The following is an 18,340-nucleotide window of genomic DNA, read 5'->3' on the forward strand; positions in this document are numbered from 1 at the left end:
TTCGGTCTCCCGCGCCCCGCTCAATCGCCAAGATAGGCGCGGGCGACGTCCGGGTTTTGCTGCAACGCCTCGCCGGTTCCCTCCAGAACCACCTTGCCGACCTCGAAGAGGTAAGCGCGGTCCGCCAGCTTCAGCGCCATCAGCGAATTCTGTTCGACAAGCAGGATGGTCATGCCCCTCGCCTTGATCCGGGCGATGGTCTCGGCCACTTCCGCGACGATTTTCGGGGCCAGTCCAAGCGACGGCTCATCGAAGATGCACACTTTCGGTCGCGCCATCAGGGCACGGGCAATCGCCAGCATCTCCTGCTCGCCGCCCGACAGGGTGCCCGCGGCCTGCCGCGCCCGTTTCCGCAGGATCGGAAACATCTGCATCATGTCATCGAGATCGTCGGCCTGCTCCGCGTCGCGGCGGGTGTAGGCCCCCAGCTTCAGATTCTGGAGCACCGTCATTTCAGGAAAGACCTGACGCCCCTCCGGACACATGGTGATGCCCGCCCGCACGATCTCGTGTCCGCTCGCTCCGGTGATGTCGCGGCCCTGGAACCGGACCGTTCCGCCGCGCGGCTTTACCAGACCGCAAACGGTTTTCAGCGCCGTGCTCTTTCCCGCGCCATTGGCACCGATCAGCGCAACGCATTCCCCCTGGTTGACGTGAAAGTCGATGCCGTGCAGCACCTCGATCTGGCCATAGCCAGCCTTCAGTCCGCTGACCTCCAGCATCACGCGGCCTCCCCGAGATAGGCGTCGACGACCCTTTGATCGGACCGGATTTCCCGTGGCGTCCCTTCGGCGATCTTCTCTCCGAAATTGAGCACGGTGATGCGGTCACACACTTTCATGATCAGGGACATGTGATGCTCGATCACCAGCACCGCGTGCCCGCGTGCCCCGAGCGCAAGAATGAGATGGCTCAACCGGTCCCGCTCATGCGAAACCATGCCGGCCGCCGGTTCATCCAGTAGAATGACCGCTGGGTCGGCGGCCAGCGCCGTGGCGATCATCAGGAACCTCTGATCAGCGGCAGAAACTTCCTCGATCCGGGTATCGGCGAGATCGGCAAGGCCGGTCAGTTGCAGGATCTCGTCGAGCCGGCCCCGCAATTCCGGTTCCATGCGCGCCCCGGAGCGGAGCATCGACCAGACGCCGCGCCTGGTCCTCGCCGGCTCCGCGCCCAGCAGAACCTGCTCGCGAACCGTGAATTCGGGAAAGACACTGGCCGTCTGGAAGGTCCGCGTCAGGCCGGCCTGCACCCGGGCATATTCCGGCAGATGGTGCACCGGCTTGCCGCGCAAGCGGATTTCGCCCGAGGTCGCGGGAAACACCCCGGCCAGTGTGTTCACCGTGGTCGACTTGCCGCTGCCATTGGGCCCGATCAGTCCCATCACCTCTCCCCGGGCGATGCCGAAGGACAGGCCGTCGAGCGCCTTCACGCCGCCAAACGTCTTTCCGAGATCGCGAACGTCTAGTGCAAGGTCCACCGCATCCTCCCTGCCTGCGTCTCCTCCACGCAGGCCTCCATCCATCGGCACCTTAGTCAGCCTCCTTCCGGCGCGGAATTTCAAAAAACTGTCAAACTATCCAAAAATTCGATAGCCTGACGGCAAAGCGCGACGCCTCAATTCAGAATTGCAGAACGGAAGTCGACACTTGGATCAGATCAGAAACCTGAATTCTCTTCAGATTTTCTTCGCCGTTTCGGAGCTGAAGAGCGTCAGTGCGGCAGCGCGGGCCCTGACGACCAGCCAAAGCGCGGTCAGCTATCATATCAAGAAATTAGAGGATGACCTCGGCGTGCCGCTGTTCGACAGACGCTTCGATGGGCTGGAGCCGACGGCTTTCGGCAGCCTGCTCGCCAGCCATGTCGGCAAGGGATTTGCCGAGATCCGCGCCGGGCTCAAGAACATCGCCAGCCTGCGCAATGGACGCGAGGTCTGTGTGGCCATGGTTCCGATGTTCGCCAGCCGCTGGCTGGCCCCGCGCATTGCCCATTTCTGGGAGGCTCATTCCGATGTCCAGCTGAGCTTCGTTCACCATGGCAACAACTACACCGAGCTGCCGCGCGGCACCCTGAATGCGGACATCGGCGTGCAATGGGGCCTCGGCAGATGGCCGGGTTTTACCGCGCAGGAGATTTTTGCCGACGACCTGGTCGTTGTCTGCAGCCCCGTCTATCTGGAGCGGACCTGCATCCGGACGGAGGCGGACCTTGCCCATTGCCGGCTGCTGCATGTCAACGATCACGACCTGTGGGGCGAATGGTTCGGGGAGGTGCTCGGCTTCCCGCCCGATCCCCGGAACCGGATGCTGCTGGAGGACCGGAGTTTTCAGCTCAGTTCCACCCTCAACGGCGTCGGCGTCTCGCTGATGGTCAAGAGCTTCGTGCAGGATGAACTGGCCGCCGGAACCCTGGTCAACCCGCTGGGCCGCACCTATCCAACACAGTGCCGCTATTATCTGGTCCAGCCGGAGAATTTCGCCCTGTCCGGGCCGGCCCGGAAATTCCGGTCCTGGCTGTTACAGGAGACCAAGGGGTAGGCCTGTCGGCCGATCCACACCACACCCGGTGCAACGCCGGCACAATAGCCGGCGTCGCTGCGCAGCGGCCGGCGCCCCACCTGGCCGATGAAATCCTGCCTCGAGCTCGCCTGAACCGCGTAGATGGATCCGCTCGCGCTTGAGGCGATTGAAGAAGCTCCCCACCACGGCGTTGGCGTGGCGGTTCCCGCGACAGCTCATCGAGTGCTCAAGATTACGGAGCTTCAGGAACGCCGCCCAGTCCATGCTGGTGAACTGCGAGCCCTGATAGGAATGGACCAGTACGCCGTTCCTTCGGCTTACGACGCCACACGTTCAGCAACGAGGACTTCCCCCTGCGCGGCTTCGTCTGCTGCGCCTCGTGCAGCCAGCCGATGACCGCCTGCTGGTCGAAGGGCCGCACGAAGCATTACGCCTACTATCTATGTGATACGCGCGATTGCCCGGATCGCCGAAAGTCGGTGCGCAAGGAGATCATCGAGGACGAATTCGAGACGCTGCTGGCATCGCTCAAGCCGAGCGCGCATCTCTTCCACGCGATCTACGAGATGCCGCGCGGCCAGCCGAAGAGCCGCCCTTTCTAAAGCTCGAGCTTTCCGCGCGATGCGAGTGTTTGAGCGCGCAACCTCGGGCGGTATCCCCACGGCTCTCCGTTTTCCGCCTCCCAATCCAGAGCCGGCTGGATGTTTTCCTCGGGAAGCCAGGGGACGTCGATCTCCCTGCAGTAGGTTTGCTTAAGGAAGCGAATCTTTTTCTTCTTCAACGCTTTCTCGAACGCGTCGGAACAGAAGACCCCGCTACCAATCGGTTGCAGATAGAGACCTTTCCATAAATGACGCGTCTCTATTGCCATCCGGCTCAGTACAATATCCTTTTCACGATCTATATCTATGCGAGGCTTGTCTATCTCCTCAAACCGGCCCCATCGAAATCTGGATTCCTTTACAAGAACAGTATCGACGGAGGTCATGCAGTTAAACACATAGTAATTCTGCTCAATCGAAAACCCGCTCTTTCTTCGCAATTTCAGCGGAAAGAACTGGTGTATGCCGGGCTCAAACTGCTCGACCAGGTCCTTGAAGCGTTGACTGACTGCGTTGCATCCCGGCATCGGAAAAACGTCGGGCACTCGCTTCTTCGTCGTTTGCTGAGCAGAAACGGGTATTTTGGTCGGATCAACCCAAAATCCCTGGCTGAGCCCAAAAGCTTTATCGCCTCGGTTGCCAAACTTGTCTTCGTCATCGAACTTGAATTGAGGAGTTGACCAAGCCTGGTAGACCAACTCAAGCAACCATGCCATCGAGTTGCTCCTCTCCGCCTTCCAAAAGACCAGCCTCGTGTTTCATGAATAAATATTCCCGATAACAAATTGAGACGGAGCATCGCTTGTCAGCCCCCCGGGAGCAGGCGGCAAAACGGGTTTTCATGAGCGAAAAGATGGTGGACGTGCTCGGCGAGACGTCAAACCAGTTGTTCGCTGAACTCGCCGAATGGGAAGCGCTTTTGAAGGATACGTCGCTGGCAAAGCGGCCCGGTCCGCCGACGCCTCCTCCGGCACCTTGAGCGAGGTGCCGACATGTCGACGAAGACGCCAATGGCTGGCCCGGACAGGGCCAGGCCGAAGACCACACCCTTTTCGATCCGGCTGACCGAAGACGAGAAGCGCCTGCTGATGCAGCGCGCCGGGGCGATGTCCCTCGGCGCCTATCTGCGGAACCTCGTGCTGGCGGCCGGCGACAGAGCGCCCCGACCGCAGACGCGCAAACCGAGAAGTCCGGTGAAGGACCAGGAGGCGCTGGCTCGTGTGCTCGCCGCCCTCGGCAAGAGCCGCATCGCCAGCAACCTCAACCAGCTCGCCAGGGCCGCCAATATCGGCACCCTGCCGCTCACCACGGAGACGGAGCAGGACCTGCTGGAAGCCTGCGCCATGGTCGCCCGCATGCGCCGGGACCTGATGGCGGCGCTCGGCTTTGTCGAAAAGGGCGAACAATGATCCTCGACGGCAACCAGCGCGGCGGTGCCCGCGAGCTCGCCATTCACCTGATGAAGCCGGAGAATGAGCATGTCGAGATCCACGAGATCCGGGGCTTCATGGCCGAGACGGTTTCGGGAGCCCTGCGGGAAGCCGAAGCCATCAGTCGGGGCACACGCTGTCGTCAGCATCTCTATTCGCTGTCCCTGAGCCCGCCGGAGATGGAGAACGTCTCCGTCTCGGTCTTCGAGGCGGCCATTGAACGGATCGAGGAACGGCTCGGTCTTTCCGGTCACCCTCGGGTGGTGGTGTTCCATGAGAAGAAGGGCCGCCGCCATGCCCATTGCGTCTGGTCGCGCATCGATGCCGAGACCATGACGGCAGTGCGGATGTCGCATGACCGGAGAAAGCTCGGCGCCCTGTCCCGCGAGCTCTATCTTGAGCACGGTTGGAAGATGCCGGAGGGCCTGATCGATCCGGCCTTGCGCAATCCGCTCAACTTCGACCGAAAGGAATGGTTCCAGGCACAGCGGGCGGGCAAGGACCCGCGCGACATCAAGGCGGCGCTCCAGCAATGCTGGGCGGCCTCGGACTCCGGCAAGGCCCTCGCCCATGCGCTCGAAGCGCGTGGCTACCACCTGGCACGAGGCGATCGCGGCCGCATCGTCGCCGTCGACACGCAAGGCGAGGTCTATGCCCTTGCCCGGTGGATCGGGCTGAAGACGAATGACGTACGCCAGCGTATCGGCGATCCCGACACTCTCCCCTCCGTCGAGGAGACGAGGCTCAAGGTCGGCAGCCTTGTCCGTGACCGGCTGTCCGGCTTCATCGGCAGCGTCATGGAAGATTTCGCCCATGCCGCCGCACAGCTGGAGGGGCAGCGGCTGGCGATGGTCGAACGCCACAGGAGAGACCGCAACGTCTTTGACGATGCACAGCGGCGCCGAGCGGACGACGAGGCCCGCCAACGTGCCTCACGCTTCCGCAAGGGGCTGCTCGGCCTGTGGGACCGGCTCACCGGCAAGCACAGCAAGCTCAAGGGCGAGATCGAGCGCGAGGCCGATGCCTGCGCGCTACGCGACGCCACCGAGCGGCAGGCCCTTATCGACCGGCAGCGGCAGGAGCGCCTGGCTCTCCAGAAAGAGATAGATGAGGAGCGCCGTCAGCACGTGCGCGAACTCGCCCGCCTCCATCGCGAGATCAGCAGGACGGCCAAGATGCAGGAACAGGGTCAGGCGATCACCGTCGACCATAGCGACCGGCGGAGGAGAAGCAGGCAAAGAAAGTTGGAACTGTGACGTCGCGCGAACCGCGAGCGAGTGACATGAGATCTGATCGTTGGCTGTGCCCGCCTTGAGCCCCCCAGAGAACTCAACAATCGGCAGCTACGCGCCCTCCTTGCCGTCGTTCAATGGCAATCACGCTGATCCCAGAAGCTGCCGTTGATCTGCATGGCCTCATCGGATGGACGACGAAGAACGTCCCGGCGGGCCAGACCGCCGGGACGCATGGGACGGTTGGCTATCGCCATCGCCGCCTACATCATCCGCTTGATTTCGGAATAGGCGCCACTGGTCTTCAGCGTGACGGTGACGGGCGCGTCCGTGCGGTTGCGCCAGAACCAGCCGTGATTGCCGTCGAAGGCGGCTTCGAGCACTCCCTCGTCTTTGGCGACGCCGCGACCCTTCTCGTAGGAGATGTTCTCACCGCCACCGTCACCGTGGGTGTCGAAGTTCACCACGGCGCCATTCGCGGTCCAGGCATAGTTTGCCTGTGCGCCCTTGATCATCACCAGCTTGATCTCCGCGCCTTCGCCCGGAGCCAGCGTCACCGACATCTCGTCGGAACGCATCTCCTGCGCATGCGCGCTGCCGACCAGGAACTCGGCATAGATGCGGTCGAGCAGGCTCGACCCCTGCTGCGGCGCGGCAGGTGCTGCCGGCACCGCATTCTGCTGGTCGAGGATGCGGTCGGCTTCAGCCTCCTCGGCGAGCTGTGTCTTGATCTCACCCATCTCGGTCAGGCCGAGCATTCGGCCGGCCCCTGTGGGGTCGATGCCGTATTCGGAGGGGAGCACGATCGCCACGAGGATGGCGACGGCCGCCACGATCGCGATGATCGTGGACTTCAGGAGCTGCGCCGAGGTTGGTAGTTCGGCGCGGGTGGGCGTATCGGAATTGTACATGTGAAGTTCTCCTTGGTCAGGCGACGAAGTAGCCGGTGAGCTGATATCCGATCAGCACGAACCCGGCGGTCATCATGATGACGTTGGCGGTGTAGGCGTGTTTCCAGAAGCTCGCCGTGCGGCGCCAGTACCCCATCGCGATGAGGATCATGGCGAGCGCGATCAGTTGTCCGATCTCGACGCCGACATTGAAGGCGAGCAGGTTGGGCAGGAGCCCGTCCTGCGCGATGTCGTATTCCAGGATCTTGGTCGCGAGACCGAGGCCGTGGAAGAAGCCGAAGATCAGCGTCGCGAGCTTGGTATTCGGCTGGAAGCCGAACCAGCGCTGAAATGCGCCGAGATTGTCGAGCGCCTTGTAGACGACCGACAGGCCAATGATCGCGTCGATCAGGTAGGCGCTGACATTCCAGCCATAGTAGACGCCGAGGATCATCGTCGTCGAGTGGCCGATCGCGAACAAGCTGACATAGATCGCGATGTGCTGCAGGCGGTAGAGGAAAAAAACCACCCCGAGCAAGAACAGCAGGTGGTCGTATCCGGTGACCATGTGTTTGGCCCCGAGATACATGAACGGGATGAGGTGGACCCCGTAGATCTCCTGGATGTAGCCCTTGTCCCCCTCGGCGACGGCGTGAGCCGCGGCGAGGCCTGTAGACAGGAGCATGGCCAGGACGACCAACAGAATGGCCACCGGGAGGGCGAACGGCGCGCGCGTAGCGAACCGTCCGCCCCCGGGCGGAAGAAGTGTCATGTGATCGTTCCGTGATTTGGTGAAGGATGACGGCCGAAGCCGGGATCAGTCCGTCACGCTGCTCTGGGAGGTCGATCGCCCGGCGGAGTGGGCCGCGAAGCGACCCGATCGTCCGGTGTCCCACGTTCCGAATCCTTCGGCGATCCGAAGCGGAATCCTTTAATGTCGGCGACCGTGGGGGTGTCGTGACTGTGGTCGCCGACGTGGAAGCGGTCGTGGTCATGGCCGGACGTCGCGGACGGCTCGTCCTCGTCGTCATGGGAGTGGCCATGATGGTTGTGCGAATGGCCATGATGGTCACTCGCGACCGTGGCGGCCAGAGCAAGGCCGGAAGGGTCGACGACGGGCGCACGCAACCCCAGCACCGCCAGCGCAAGCAGGCAGATCAGCAGGGTCCTGACGGTCGCGATTCGGTCCGGCATCATCATGATCGGTATAAACGCACGGTTAAGGCGAGGTAAAGGCACGGAGGCAGTATACGTTTGACACTATCCCCCGGGGGAGGATAGGAGACAAATATGTCCGATCATCGTCACGCCTCCCATCCCGCCATCGTCAAGAGGCTCAAGCGCGCCGAAGGCCACCTGCGCAGCGTCGTTGCCATGATCGAGGGCGGCAGACCATGCCTCGACATCGCACAGCAGCTGCATGCGGTGGAGAAGGCGGTGGCGCAGGCGAAGCGCACGCTGATCCACGACCATCTCGACCACTGTCTGGAGGAAACCATCGGCCCCCTGTCGCTGGAAAAGCGTGGTTCGATCGATGAGTTCAGAAAAATCGCGAAATACCTGTGATGCTCACCGTCCTCGCGAACCGAACCTACCGCCATCTGTTCGCTGCGCAGGTGATCGCGCTGCTCGGCACCGGACTGCTGACCGTCGCGCTGGGGCTGCTTGCCTTCGACCTGGCGGGAGACAATGCGGGCGCGGTGCTGGGCACGGCGCTTGCGATCAAGATGATCGCCTATGTCGGCGTCGCGCCTGTCGCGTCTGCCTTTGCGGAGCGGCTGCCGCGCCGGGCCATGCTGGTGGTCCTCGACCTGATGCGCGCAGGCGTGGCGCTGTTCCTGCCCTTCGTCACCGAGGTCTGGCAAATCTATGTCCTGATCTTCGTGTTGCAGGCCGCCTCCGCCGGTTTCACGCCGACCTTCCAGGCAACGATCCCGGACGTACTTCCGGACGAGAAGGAGTATACCCGCGCGCTGTCGCTTTCCCGGCTCGCCTATGATCTCGAAAGCCTCGTCAGCCCGATGCTTGCAGCGGCACTCCTGACCATCATCTCCTATCACAATTTGTTCGCGGGAACGGTCGTCGGCTTCCTCGTCTCGGCGGCGCTGGTGGTCTCTGTGGTTCTGCCGAGCCCGAAGCCGTCGATCCCGCGCGGCATCTACGACCGGACGACCCGCGGCATCCGCATCTATCTCACGACGCCTCGCCTGCGCGGGCTCTTGGCGATCAACATGGCGGTGGCGGCGGCCGGGGCGCTGGTGATCGTCAATACGGTCGTCTACGTGCAAGCCACATTCGGCCTCGGCCAGAGAGACACGGCGCTGGCGCTGGCAGCATTCGGCGGCGGCTCCATGCTGGTCGCGCTGGTCCTGCCACGGCTTCTCGACACTATCCCCGACCGCACGGTGATGCTCGTGGGCGCATCGGCCCTGGCGGTCGCGACGATGATCGCCGCCGTAATCCCATCCTACGGCTGGCTGCTGCCGCTCTGGTTCGTCATCGGGGCGGGCTACTCGATGGCGCAGACGCCCTCGGGGCGGCTGCTGCGGCGATCCTCGCATCCGGAGGATCGCCCGGCGCTGTTCGCAGCACAGTTCGCCCTTTCGCATGCCTGCTGGCTGATCACCTATCCGCTGGCCGGCTGGGCTGGCGCGACGTTTGGGCTACCCGCGACGTCGGTCATCCTCGCCCTGACCGCCGGGGCCGCCGTCGCGACAGCCGCATGGCTCTGGCCCGCCGTTGATTCGGAGGTCATCGTGCATTCGCATGAGGGCCTGCCCGCCAGCCATCCGCACTGGAACGAGGGCGTCGCGGACGGCAGCAACAGGCACGCCCACGCCTATGTCATCGACGACCTCCACTCCGCATGGCCGCATGCGCGGTGAGATCAGCGGACAAATCCGGCATCGTCGCCATGGATGACATCGCCGTTCTGGGGGGCCTGTTCGCCATCGCATTCGTCGCCGCGACGATCCTTCCCTCCCAGTCGGAGGCGGCGCTGGTCGGCCTTCTTGTCGCCGGCACGCACTCGCCGGGCCTAATGGTTGCCGTCGCCAGCCTCGGGAATGTGCTGGGCACGGTGGTCAACTGGGCGCTCGGGCGCGGCGTCGAGCGCTTTCGCGACAGTAAATGGTTCCCGGTCGGTCCGGCGTCGCTCGACCGTTCAACCGGGTGGTATCGAAAGTGGGGGCGGTGGAGCCTGCTGCTCTCGTGGGCGCCGATCGGCGGCGATGCGCTGACCGTGGCCGCGGGCGTCCTGCGCGAGCCGCTGTGGAGCTTCGTTGTCCTGGTCACGATCGCCAAGACCGCGCGCTATGTCGTGCTCGCGGCCGCCACGCTGGGTGTCCTCGCATGATGGGCCTGTTCCAGGACCTTGTCGCCATCCAGCGCGAGATCTACCTCGCCTTCGCCGACCGTATCGGCGACTTTGCGAAGACGGGCGACTGGACGCTGCTCGCCGCCTATCTGCCGATGGGAATCCTGTTCGGCGCGGTGCATGCGCTGACGCCAGGACACAGCAAGGCGGTGCTGGCGACATACCTGTCCGGCTCGACCGCCAGCGTGCCGCGCGGGCTGGCCGTGTCCCTGGTGCTCTCCTTCGTCCATGTCGGCATGTCCGTCCTGATTGCGCTCCTGTCTCTACCGCTGGTGTCGGTGACCCTCGGCAGCGTCGGTCGCGCGCCGCTCCTCGAAGATCTCAGCCGCGGGCTGCTCGGGGTGATCGGCCTGTGGATGCTCTGGCAGGGATTGCGCGGTACCGGCCATGTCCACGGTCAAGCCATCGCCGCAGGGTTCGCGGCCGGGCTGATCCCGTGTCCGCTGACGCTGTTCGTCATGACCTTTGCCATCTCGCGCGGCGTACCTGAGGCGGGTGTCGTTTTCGCGGGTGTGATGATGATAGGAGTGGCGCTCGTACTGGGGACGGTCGCACTGGCTGCGATCCTCTTCCGTCAGCAGCTTCTGCGACTGCTCGCGACGCGGCCCCTCGCCATCGACACGGTCACGCGCTCGATTCAAATCGTGGTCGGACTGGTCCTGGTTGTCGTCGCCATGAACGCGATACGCGGCTAGCGCGCTTGACAGGTCTCCTGTCCGGCGCGACAAAGGCTTCATGGGGACGGCGATCTCCCCACGAGGCTCCGGCCCAAGAATCGCGTCCAGCAACCCGGCAACGGAGGACGCGCCATGCCATCTCCCACGACCATATCTGTCGAGAAGCTTTCTCGCCTGTTTGGCACTCCTGGCTGCCCGACGCTCATAGACGTCCGGACAGACGAGGACTTTTCCGCCGATCCGCGGCTGGTTCCCGGATCGGTCCGCCGACCGCACGCATCCGTCTCGGACTGGAGCGACAGCCTGGATGCTTCGTCCGCGATCGTCATCTGCCAGAAGGGCAAGAAACTGAGCGAAGGCGTCGCCGCATGGCTGCGCCACCAGGGCATCGCGGCCGAAGCTCTGAAAGGCGGCTTCGAGGCATGGTCGGCGGCGGGCCAGCCAACCGTTCCCGACGAACGCATCCCGACCCGCGACCAAGAGGGCCGCTCTGTCTGGGTGACACGCGCGCGGCCCAAGATCGACCGCATCGCCTGTCCCTGGCTGATCCGCCGCTTCGTCGATCCCGGCGCGGTGTTCCTGTTCGTCGCGCCCCAGGAAGTCGAAGCTGTCGGCGAGCGCTTCGGCGCAACGCCCTTCGATGTCGAGAACGTATTCTGGAGCCACCGTGGCGAGCTCTGCACCTTCGACGTGATGGTCGAGGAGTTCGGTCTTTCTACCGAGCCGTTGCTCCGGTTGGCGCGGGTCGTGCGGGCCGCCGACACCGCCCGCCTCGACCTCGAACCGGAGGCGGCAGGCCTGCTCGCGGCATCGCTCGGTCTCTCGCGCATGTTCTCCGAGGATCTCACGCAACTCGAAGCCGGAATGTCGCTCTACGACGCGTTCTACCGCTGGGCGCGCGACGCGACAGGCGAGGCCCACAACTGGCCGTCAGCCAAGGCCGGAGGCAGGCCATGAGCAGCGCCGCTGAAACAGCGACCGTTGCGCCCAGCTCTGCCAGCCGCGATCACGGCATCCCCTTCGGCGAAGCGGCGCGCGTTTGGGCGCGTGTGGCCGCACTCTCCTTCGGCGGTCCCGCGGGCCAGATCGCCGTCATGCATCGCATCCTGGTGGAGGAGAAGCGCTGGATCGGCGAAAACCGTTTCCTGCATGCGCTCAACTACTGCATGCTGCTGCCTGGCCCGGAGGCGCAGCAGCTTGCCGTCTATATCGGCTGGCTGCTCCACAGGACGAAGGGCGGCCTCGTCGCCGGGACGCTGTTCATCCTGCCGGGATTTCTCTCGATCCTCGCGCTGAGCTACGTCTACGTTCTCTACGGTAACGTGCCGCTCGTCGAAGGGCTGTTCTTCGGCCTGAAAGCCGCGGTGCTGGCGATCGTGCTGCACGCCGTTCAGCGCATCGGCAAGCGTGCGCTGAAAAACAATGTCATGCTGACCATCGCGGCGACCTCGTTCATTGCGATCTTCTTTCTCGGCACACCGTTCCCGCTCATCGTGCTCGCCGCCGGCCTCATCGGCTATCTAGGGGGCCGCGCGGGCCTGCCCGTGTTCATGCTCGGCGGGGGGCATGGTTCAGCCTCCGGACCGGTGCTGTCAGATGCGGATTCGGCGCTTGGCGAGGGCGTGCCTACACATGCGCGGGCCAACGTCGGCTGGTCGCTGCGTGTCTCGGCGATCTTCCTGGCACTATGGCTGGTGCCGGTTGTTGGGCTGATCGCGGCGCTTGGCTGGGACAACGTGTTTTCCCGCATTGCTCTGTTCTTTAGCCAGATGGCCGTCGTCACCTTCGGCGGTGCCTATGCGGTGCTCGCCTATGTCGCACAGCAGGCAGTCGAGACCTATGGCTGGCTCCAACCAGGCGAGATGCTGGACGGTCTCGGCATGGCCGAGACAACGCCTGGGCCGTTGATCATGGTAGTCCAGTTCGTTGGCTTCCTCGGTGCCTACCGCGATGCCGGCCGGCTCGATCCGCTGCTGGCCGCGACGCTGGGCGCCGTTCTCACCACTTGGGTCACCTTCGTGCCCTGCTTCCTGTGGATATTCCTCGGCGCGCCCTTCATCGAACGCCTGCGCGGCAACGCGGCGCTCTCAGGCGCACTGTCCGCGATCACGGCGGCCGTCGTCGGTGTGATCCTCAACCTTGCGATCTGGTTCGCGCTACATGTGCTGTTCGACACCGTTATGGAAACCCGCGTCCTCGATCTGACCCTCAACGTGCCCGTTCTCTCCAGTTCCAACTGGGCCGCGATCATGCTTACCGCAGCCGCGATGCTTGCCATATTCAGGTTTGGGATATCGATGGGCTGGGTGCTGGCCGCCTGTGCACTGTCGGGAATTGTCTACCGACTGATCTATTAAAGGGCCCAGCGGTTCCGCCACGCGGATTGGGAATGTCGGCTTAGGAGCCCGTGCGATTCCAAACCTGCCAGTCCGCTTCCTGCCCCAAATCGGAACACGTTACCCCGGTCGCCCGATAGTCCAGCGACCGGGGCTGGCCTTTCGTCCTCGCATCCACGTTATGCCGCAGCCTGTTCCGCCTCCCGCGCGATCAGCCAGTTGGCGGCCTCGGACGCTTTGGAGGCGGCAGTGAAGACGGCCTTCTTGTCGTCCTTGAGGACCTTGAGCCAGTGGGCGATGTACTGGGCATGGTCGGCACGGGGCTCCGGCGTGATGCCGAGATCACCGCACAGGAAGGCCGCACCAAGCTCGGCAACCAGCTCCTCCATGGCGTAGCTCTCGGCATTGAACCGGCCGACGAGATTGCGGTCGAGGCGGTTCGGCGCGCCAGACCAGTGGACCAGCTCGTGACACAGGGTCGAATAGAAACCCTCGGCCGGCGAGGTGGTGGCGGTCCCGGTGAAGCGGCGACGCTCGGGCATGCGGATCATGTCGGCGGACGGGATATAGCAGGCACGGTCACCGCCTTCCTCGATCCTGGCACCGGTTGTCCTTGCGAAGGCCTCGGCACGGGCGATCGGGTCGAAGACGGGCTCATTGGGCAAGGGCTGTTCTTCAGTGGCAAGATCGAGCCCCTCGACCTGGGCGGCGTTGAAGACGAAGCTGGCGCGGGCCATGAAGCGCTCGGCCTGCTCGCTCTCGCCGGTCTGCTCATTGGTCTCCTCGACCGACAGCGTCTTGTAGAAAACCACCAGGGAGGATTTCTCGCCGCGACGCACCTGAGCGCCGCGCGCCTGCCACTGGCGGTAGGTGCCCCACAGATGCGAGGGATAGTCCTGGACCTGCGCCGCCACCCAGAGCGAGACGATGTTGACACCATTGTAGGGGTTGCCGGAGGCGATGTTGACGGGGCGCTTCATTGAGCCGCCCTTGTTCCTGATCCAGGGTAGGCTGAACTCCCCGGCGCTCTCGAGCGCGTCGACGATGCGGTTGGTGATCTCCTGGTGGACATCGAACTTCTGAATACGGGCCATGATGTATCTCCTTGTGCCTGTTGAGGCCGCGACCACTGCGGCCTGACGGCGTCCGGAGAGGCAGGGAGAGGCGCACCCTTGCACCCCGAGCGAGCGGAGCGGCCAGCGAGCGGGCGGGCGAAGCGGAAAGACGGCGCATGCCGTTGCAAGGGCGCTCCTCCCCTGCCAGGACCGCCAGCAAAGGCCGCAGGCGGCGCGGCCAGGATGGTGGGCACCAAGGAGACACGGCCCGGGGACAGTGGCGGTAGAAGGAGAGCGGGAAACGGATCGAGCTCAGGAGATGGCGGCGTTCACGGCGCTACCGCTGGAACCGCCAGGGACGAACTGCGGATCGAAGACAAGCGCGTCCGTCTCAGCTTCGGAGACCATCTCGGCATCATCATCGCTGCTCGGGTGGAGCTATCGGGGGCGGAACGCCAGCGAGGTGGCGAGGCCGGTTGCGATCTGTGACGACGCGGGAGATCAGGCTGACAGCGCTATGCGAGATGATTTCTGCGGGTAAGGCCTGTAGAGAGGCAGGATCGGCAGCGCCGCGTTGCTCAGCGACAGGCCTTCGCGTATCTGCCGAGCACGGCGGCAATTTCCTGCTCGGTGACGAAGCGGCCCTTGTCGGCATCCTCGATCCCCTCGCGAACCCCGGCTCTCCATGCCGCGCGCCAGGCGTCGGCATCAAGGGGGCGATCAGGCGTGTCGGGATGTTGAGATCGATCCGTCATGGCTTCAGCCTGCCATAGTCGGCGGCCCCCGGCCAGACAAAGCGCCAATCCACTCACAGGCAGGCTTCCATGGGAGCCTGCTCGTTGTGCTGCGCCGGGTCTACAGGCCGCGCAGGTCCTTGATCAGGGCAAAGAGATGCAGCGGATCGGTGGGGGACTCGACAAAATCGAAGCGGCGATAGAAGGCACGGGCGGCATCATCCTTGGCATGCACGGCAAGCGCTCGGATGCCGGCAATGTCGGCAGCCTGCAGGGTGCGCAGGACCGCGTCGCGCAACAGTCCGGCGCCAATGCCCTTCCCCTGCCAGTCGCGCGCAACGGCAAGCCGGGCGAGCAGCATGATCGGCACCGGGTGACGGGCCAGTCCCTTGACCAGACGCTCGGGCGCCTCGGCGTGGGCAACCTCGCCGACGACCAGCGTGTAGAAGCCAATGACGGTGTCATCCGCCAGGCCGACATAGGTCTGCGAGGCATTGGCCTGCTGATTGGGGAAGGCAAAGCGCGCCAGGAAGCGATTGAGTGCCGGCTCGCCGCAGTCGAACGGGTCGACCGCGTGGCGTCGTGTCAGCTTCTCGACGCGGAAGACCGTCACGCCGGCTCGTTGCCGGAGAAGATGCCGGGCTCGTTCAGCAGCCTGCGCATGCGCGGCATGTCGCGCACCGGCGCATCGAGCGCGCTCTGGAACGCTTCCCAGCGCGCGCTGTCGAGCCCGAACTGGCGGCGGTCGGCAAGTGTCTCCTCGGCATGGCCAAGGGCGCTTTGCAGCACATAGTCGCTGACCGTGCGCCGTTCGGCAGCGGCCGCCGCCATCAATATGCGCTTGGCTTCCGGCGTCAGGCGCAGGTCGAGCTTTTCGGATCGGGTGGTGCGTGTAGTCATGTCAGCCTCTTACATTCACCTTATCAGAATTTGCCCGACAATGTCACGACAATTCTGATTCTCTCGGCCGACGTCACGCGCGCCCTCATACAGTCGCAACGCCACCCTATCGGGTGAGGCCGGGGACGGATGCGGAGGTAAAGGAGGACGGGATCATGTCGTCCTCGATGGCAAGTCCAGTGTCGGCGGCGGGACCGAATAAGGACGGCGCGACGAAGTCTGTGTCCATGGTGACCTTGGAGGCCAGTTCCGGCACCTGCGCGCGCACGGCATCGGGCATGGCGGTCTTCAACTCGTCGCGCATCTCGTCGAACTCCTCGCGCGAGATCTCGCCCGCATCGATCCGCTCGCGCGCTTCAACAGCAGGCCGTCAAAACGTTCGCGAACAGCGGCGATCTCGCGCTCGTCCTCCTGAAGCGCGGCCTTTATTGGCTTTAATACTCCGACTTCACAAGTGCAGAGCACATCCTCCAAAAATCTTCAATTTACATTGAGGCTTAAGGAACTTTTATGCAGACCGAATCTCGGAAGATCATACGAGTTACTGATAGGGGCTAATATTGAGACGGCTTCAAACATTTGTGAAAGGTCACGTACAACGTTTCTGCTAATCCCTCTTAACGTGAACTCCGCTGCGGTTTCGCTGCGGCCGTCTTTAAGGGAAGGGTCTGCGCCGTAGTCAAGTAGCAGCCGTAAGATTTCTATATCTCCGTTGAATGCCGCAATGTGCAAGGCAAACGTCTGAGTGGTAGAGTCAAATAGATTTGGATCCTCTCCATTCCGAAGAGCGGCAAGCACCCCAGAGTAATCTCTACAAAGCACACTCTTAAAAAGATTTTTTTTCATTTAAATACCCAGTTATGTATGTGTCTATATTTAGCGTTGTCTATCCAAGATTCATCAACTATATCAAAAATAGCCTCTTCTTTTCTAGAAATTCTCCTAGCAAAGAAGTTTGTTTGAAAGTAAATTCCAAATTTACTAGATGGCTTTACAATAAAACCAGTCGCCCAGTCAACCTTATTGTCATATTGGTTTGCATGATGATCATCTACAAAACAAAACTTAGGTATATTTTCATATCCATTCTTTCTTAGTAGAAAAATCTCTCTATCGCTTTTTGGTATACAAACACCGGTATAAGACTCTTCCATGTTGCCTAAATCATCAGATCGATGTTTTTGGACCTCCGTCATTAAAAGCGCACCGTTCTCTGAACGACGGAAATGCCACAAGCCGAGGACAACCTTTCGTTCATTATAGAAAATCTCAGATCTAACGAATAACTGATAAAATCCCTCGTATTTTCTCCCAAACGTCTCGATTCTTGGTGGGCGTATGCGATAAAAATTCTGAGATGAAACAAAAAACCGATCTTCTATAGGCAAATCATCAGATAAATTACTCGGGGAAATGAGTGCCATTGGATATTTTTTTTGTATATAATTCCAAAGGCGCTCCGCCGCCAACTGATTTAACTTCTCCGTTTTTTGATTAATGAAGCGCCCCAGCGTCGAGCGATCCACGCCGGCTTTTGACTCAGATAAGATCTCTTTCACAGCGATGTGCTTGGCCGCAAGCTCTGGAACCTGCGCACGCACGGCATCGGGCATGACGGTCTTCAACTCGTCGCGCATCTCGTCGAACTCCTCGCGTGAGATCTCGCCTGCGTCGATCCGCTCGCGCGCTTCGTCCAGCTTCTGCTGGTACTCAAGAAGATCGGAACGCTCCGCCTGAAGCTCGTGCAGGCGATTGAGTTCCGGTTTGTAGGTCTCCCAACTGGGGCGAGCATCGGAGACCTCTTCAGGTGCCAGGATCGAAGCCTCGACTTCGTGGCCGAACTCGTCAAACACCCGCGTACCGTCCTCGGTCTTGAACACGCGGCGGCCGTCTGGGAGCACATCCGCATCGGCTTCCGCGTCCGTATCATCCAGACCCAGAAGCAGATGGATGCGGCGGCGTTCCTCGGCAAAGCCCTGTTCGGCAAGCGAGGCGGCAAGGCTCTCCTGAATGGTAGGGCTTGCCGCCTTCTGACGGTCGGCCTCCAGCTTCCACAGGCCGGAGCCTGCGATCATGTGCGCCACCGTCAGCCGCAGGGCAATGCGGGGATGGGCCAGCAGTTCGGTGCGCACCGCCGCATGCTTGTGCAAGCCGATATAGTTGTGCATCGGCTTGGTCAGTTCGCCCCGCGCCACGGTGGAGGGAAGTGGTGCGCCATCGGGCTTGCCGCCCTCGGCTTCCTGCTTCTGCCTGCGCCGCGCCTCGCGCTCGGGCAGGTAGCCTTCAAGGAAGCTCACCTCGCCGTCTGCGGTCATGGAGACATAGACCTTGCCGCCGCGCGCCTTGGGAACCTTCACATAGTCCCAGCGCGGCACGTGCTGGCCGATGTCGAGCACGACCACCGCCTCCCAGCCCTTGGCGAGATAGGCCTCGCGCCGCGCGGCAATGGCCGCATGTTGCAGGGACCAGAAGGCCTGCACATCGCCGAAGTAGCGTGCTTCGCTGAACAGGTCGGAGATGATCGGCCCCGTGTACTGCTCCAGATCGAACAGGGCGCGGTCCAGACGGATGATCATGGGAGCGGTTCAG

At 62.7% G+C, this 18,340-nt stretch carries 24 protein-coding genes and 1 pseudogene; 11 read left to right on the forward strand and 14 right to left on the reverse strand.

All coding sequences use genetic code 11. The annotated features are described in order from the left end of the window. Nucleotides 1–20: 20 nt before the first annotated feature. Nucleotides 21–722, reverse strand: coding sequence for an ABC transporter ATP-binding protein (locus BBX35_RS06900; protein WP_067217514.1), 702 nt, complete (start codon nt 720–722; stop codon nt 21–23). Next, entirely contained in the window at nt 722–1,432 is a 711-nt protein-coding gene (locus tag BBX35_RS06905; RefSeq protein WP_244271570.1) for an ABC transporter ATP-binding protein, read from the reverse strand. Before BBX35_RS06905 ends, BBX35_RS06900 begins: the two co-directional genes overlap by 1 nt. 217 nt (nt 1,433–1,649) lie before the next feature. Here BBX35_RS06905 and BBX35_RS06910 point away from each other — a divergent pair, with 217 nt between their 5' ends. Then, complete coding sequence (locus tag BBX35_RS06910) at nt 1,650–2,537, forward strand: LysR substrate-binding domain-containing protein (RefSeq protein ID WP_171901396.1); 888 nt, start codon at nt 1,650–1,652, stop codon at nt 2,535–2,537. Nucleotides 2,538–2,654: 117 nt separating this feature from the next. Here the strand turns inward: BBX35_RS06910 and BBX35_RS23870 are convergent. Next, nucleotides 2,655–2,853, reverse strand: a pseudogene (locus BBX35_RS23870) (IS3 family transposase); the annotation flags it as partial. Between the two features lie 58 nt (nt 2,854–2,911). Here BBX35_RS23870 and BBX35_RS22740 point away from each other — a divergent pair. Continuing rightward, a complete protein-coding gene (locus BBX35_RS22740) occupies nt 2,912–3,121 on the forward strand; it encodes a hypothetical protein (RefSeq protein ID WP_083206059.1) in 210 nt (69 codons plus the stop codon). Here the strand turns inward: BBX35_RS22740 and BBX35_RS06915 are convergent. Beyond that, complete coding sequence (locus BBX35_RS06915) at nt 3,118–3,837, reverse strand: imm11 family protein (RefSeq protein WP_067217518.1); 720 nt, start codon at nt 3,835–3,837, stop codon at nt 3,118–3,120. The two genes, BBX35_RS22740 and BBX35_RS06915, sit on opposite strands and share 4 nt — an antisense overlap. Nucleotides 3,838–3,962: 125 nt before the next feature. On the opposite strand from BBX35_RS06915, the gene BBX35_RS23350 reads away from it, so the two are divergent. From BBX35_RS23350 to BBX35_RS06925, 3 genes are read left to right on the forward strand one after another with little or no spacing between them, the layout of a single operon-like run. Beyond that, nucleotides 3,963–4,100 (forward strand): hypothetical protein, encoded by a 138-nt coding sequence (locus tag BBX35_RS23350; RefSeq protein WP_208979772.1) that lies wholly within the window; start codon nt 3,963–3,965, stop codon nt 4,098–4,100. Between the two features lie 31 nt (nt 4,101–4,131). Continuing rightward, nucleotides 4,132–4,530 carry a plasmid mobilization protein gene (locus BBX35_RS06920; RefSeq protein WP_083206060.1) on the forward strand — a complete coding sequence of 133 codons (399 nt, stop codon included), beginning with the start codon at nt 4,132–4,134 and terminating at the stop codon, nt 4,528–4,530. Then, nucleotides 4,527–5,807: a relaxase/mobilization nuclease domain-containing protein gene (locus tag BBX35_RS06925; RefSeq protein ID WP_067217523.1), complete on the forward strand. Its 1,281-nt coding sequence runs from the start codon at nt 4,527–4,529 to the stop codon at nt 5,805–5,807. Before BBX35_RS06920 ends, BBX35_RS06925 begins: the two co-directional genes overlap by 4 nt. Nucleotides 5,808–6,046: 239 nt before the next feature. Here the strand turns inward: BBX35_RS06925 and BBX35_RS06930 are convergent, their stop codons facing one another. The 3 genes from BBX35_RS06930 to BBX35_RS23355 form a co-directional block, all read right to left on the reverse strand. After that, nucleotides 6,047–6,694, reverse strand: a complete 648-nt coding sequence (locus BBX35_RS06930; protein ID WP_067217525.1) for a transmembrane anchor protein — start codon at nt 6,692–6,694, stop codon at nt 6,047–6,049. A 16-nt stretch (nt 6,695–6,710) separates the two neighbouring features. Then, the gene (locus BBX35_RS06935; RefSeq protein WP_244271592.1) at nt 6,711–7,358 is read right to left on the reverse strand and encodes a HupE/UreJ family protein; all 648 of its coding nucleotides are present in this window, start codon (nt 7,356–7,358) and stop codon (nt 6,711–6,713) included. 140 nt (nt 7,359–7,498) lie between these two features. Then, nucleotides 7,499–7,873, reverse strand: coding sequence for a hypothetical protein (locus BBX35_RS23355; protein WP_141687825.1), 375 nt, complete (start codon nt 7,871–7,873; stop codon nt 7,499–7,501). Nucleotides 7,874–7,963: 90 nt separating this feature from the next. Between BBX35_RS23355 and BBX35_RS06945 the strand changes: the two genes are divergently transcribed. The 6 genes from BBX35_RS06945 to chrA all read left to right on the forward strand — a co-directional run bounded on the left by BBX35_RS06945 (nt 7,964) and on the right by chrA (nt 13,083). Further along, complete coding sequence (locus tag BBX35_RS06945; RefSeq protein ID WP_067217533.1) at nt 7,964–8,239, forward strand: metal-sensing transcriptional repressor; 276 nt, start codon at nt 7,964–7,966, stop codon at nt 8,237–8,239. Further along, nucleotides 8,239–9,558: an MFS transporter gene (locus BBX35_RS06950; RefSeq protein WP_067217535.1), complete on the forward strand. Its 1,320-nt coding sequence runs from the start codon at nt 8,239–8,241 to the stop codon at nt 9,556–9,558. Before BBX35_RS06945 ends, BBX35_RS06950 begins: the two co-directional genes overlap by 1 nt. Nucleotides 9,559–9,587: 29 nt before the next feature. Continuing rightward, nucleotides 9,588–10,028: a YqaA family protein gene (locus BBX35_RS06955; protein ID WP_067217538.1), complete on the forward strand. Its 441-nt coding sequence runs from the start codon at nt 9,588–9,590 to the stop codon at nt 10,026–10,028. A gap of 5 nt (nt 10,029–10,033) precedes the next feature. Continuing rightward, nucleotides 10,034–10,744: a HoxN/HupN/NixA family nickel/cobalt transporter gene (locus BBX35_RS06960; protein WP_067218332.1), complete on the forward strand. Its 711-nt coding sequence runs from the start codon at nt 10,034–10,036 to the stop codon at nt 10,742–10,744. A gap of 114 nt (nt 10,745–10,858) precedes the next feature. Then, the gene (locus BBX35_RS06965) at nt 10,859–11,683 is read left to right on the forward strand and encodes a chromate resistance protein ChrB domain-containing protein (protein WP_067217540.1); all 825 of its coding nucleotides are present in this window, start codon (nt 10,859–10,861) and stop codon (nt 11,681–11,683) included. Then, nucleotides 11,680–13,083, forward strand: a complete 1,404-nt coding sequence (gene chrA, locus BBX35_RS06970) for a chromate efflux transporter (protein WP_067217542.1) — start codon at nt 11,680–11,682, stop codon at nt 13,081–13,083. Before BBX35_RS06965 ends, chrA begins: the two co-directional genes overlap by 4 nt. Nucleotides 13,084–13,241: 158 nt before the next feature. Here the strand turns inward: chrA and BBX35_RS06975 are convergent, their stop codons facing one another. The 7 genes from BBX35_RS06975 to BBX35_RS06995 form a co-directional block, all read right to left on the reverse strand. After that, nucleotides 13,242–14,156, reverse strand: coding sequence for an ArdC family protein (locus tag BBX35_RS06975; RefSeq protein WP_067217545.1), 915 nt, complete (start codon nt 14,154–14,156; stop codon nt 13,242–13,244). 539 nt (nt 14,157–14,695) lie between these two features. After that, nucleotides 14,696–14,872, reverse strand: coding sequence for a hypothetical protein (locus BBX35_RS23595; protein ID WP_171901397.1), 177 nt, complete (start codon nt 14,870–14,872; stop codon nt 14,696–14,698). A 100-nt stretch (nt 14,873–14,972) separates the two neighbouring features. Further along, a complete protein-coding gene (locus BBX35_RS06980; RefSeq protein WP_067217547.1) occupies nt 14,973–15,464 on the reverse strand; it encodes a GNAT family N-acetyltransferase in 492 nt (163 codons plus the stop codon). After that, nucleotides 15,461–15,751, reverse strand: a complete 291-nt coding sequence (locus BBX35_RS06985) for a type II toxin-antitoxin system TacA family antitoxin (protein WP_067217549.1) — start codon at nt 15,749–15,751, stop codon at nt 15,461–15,463. The genes BBX35_RS06980 and BBX35_RS06985 overlap by 4 nt, the downstream gene beginning before the upstream one ends. A 106-nt stretch (nt 15,752–15,857) precedes the next feature. Next, complete coding sequence (locus BBX35_RS06990) at nt 15,858–16,055, reverse strand: hypothetical protein (RefSeq protein WP_067217552.1); 198 nt, start codon at nt 16,053–16,055, stop codon at nt 15,858–15,860. A gap of 176 nt (nt 16,056–16,231) precedes the next feature. Continuing rightward, nucleotides 16,232–16,597 (reverse strand): ankyrin repeat domain-containing protein, encoded by a 366-nt coding sequence (locus BBX35_RS24060; RefSeq protein ID WP_083206062.1) that lies wholly within the window; start codon nt 16,595–16,597, stop codon nt 16,232–16,234. After that, on the reverse strand, nt 16,594–18,327 hold the full coding sequence (locus BBX35_RS06995; RefSeq protein WP_067217554.1) for an SHOCT domain-containing protein: 1,734 nt from the start codon (nt 18,325–18,327) through the stop codon (nt 16,594–16,596). Before BBX35_RS06995 ends, BBX35_RS24060 begins: the two co-directional genes overlap by 4 nt. Nucleotides 18,328–18,340: the final 13 nt, after the last annotated feature.

It is taken from the genome of Stappia indica (genome assembly GCF_001696535.1).
In the GTDB taxonomy this organism is placed as follows: domain Bacteria; phylum Pseudomonadota; class Alphaproteobacteria; order Rhizobiales; family Stappiaceae; genus Stappia; species Stappia indica.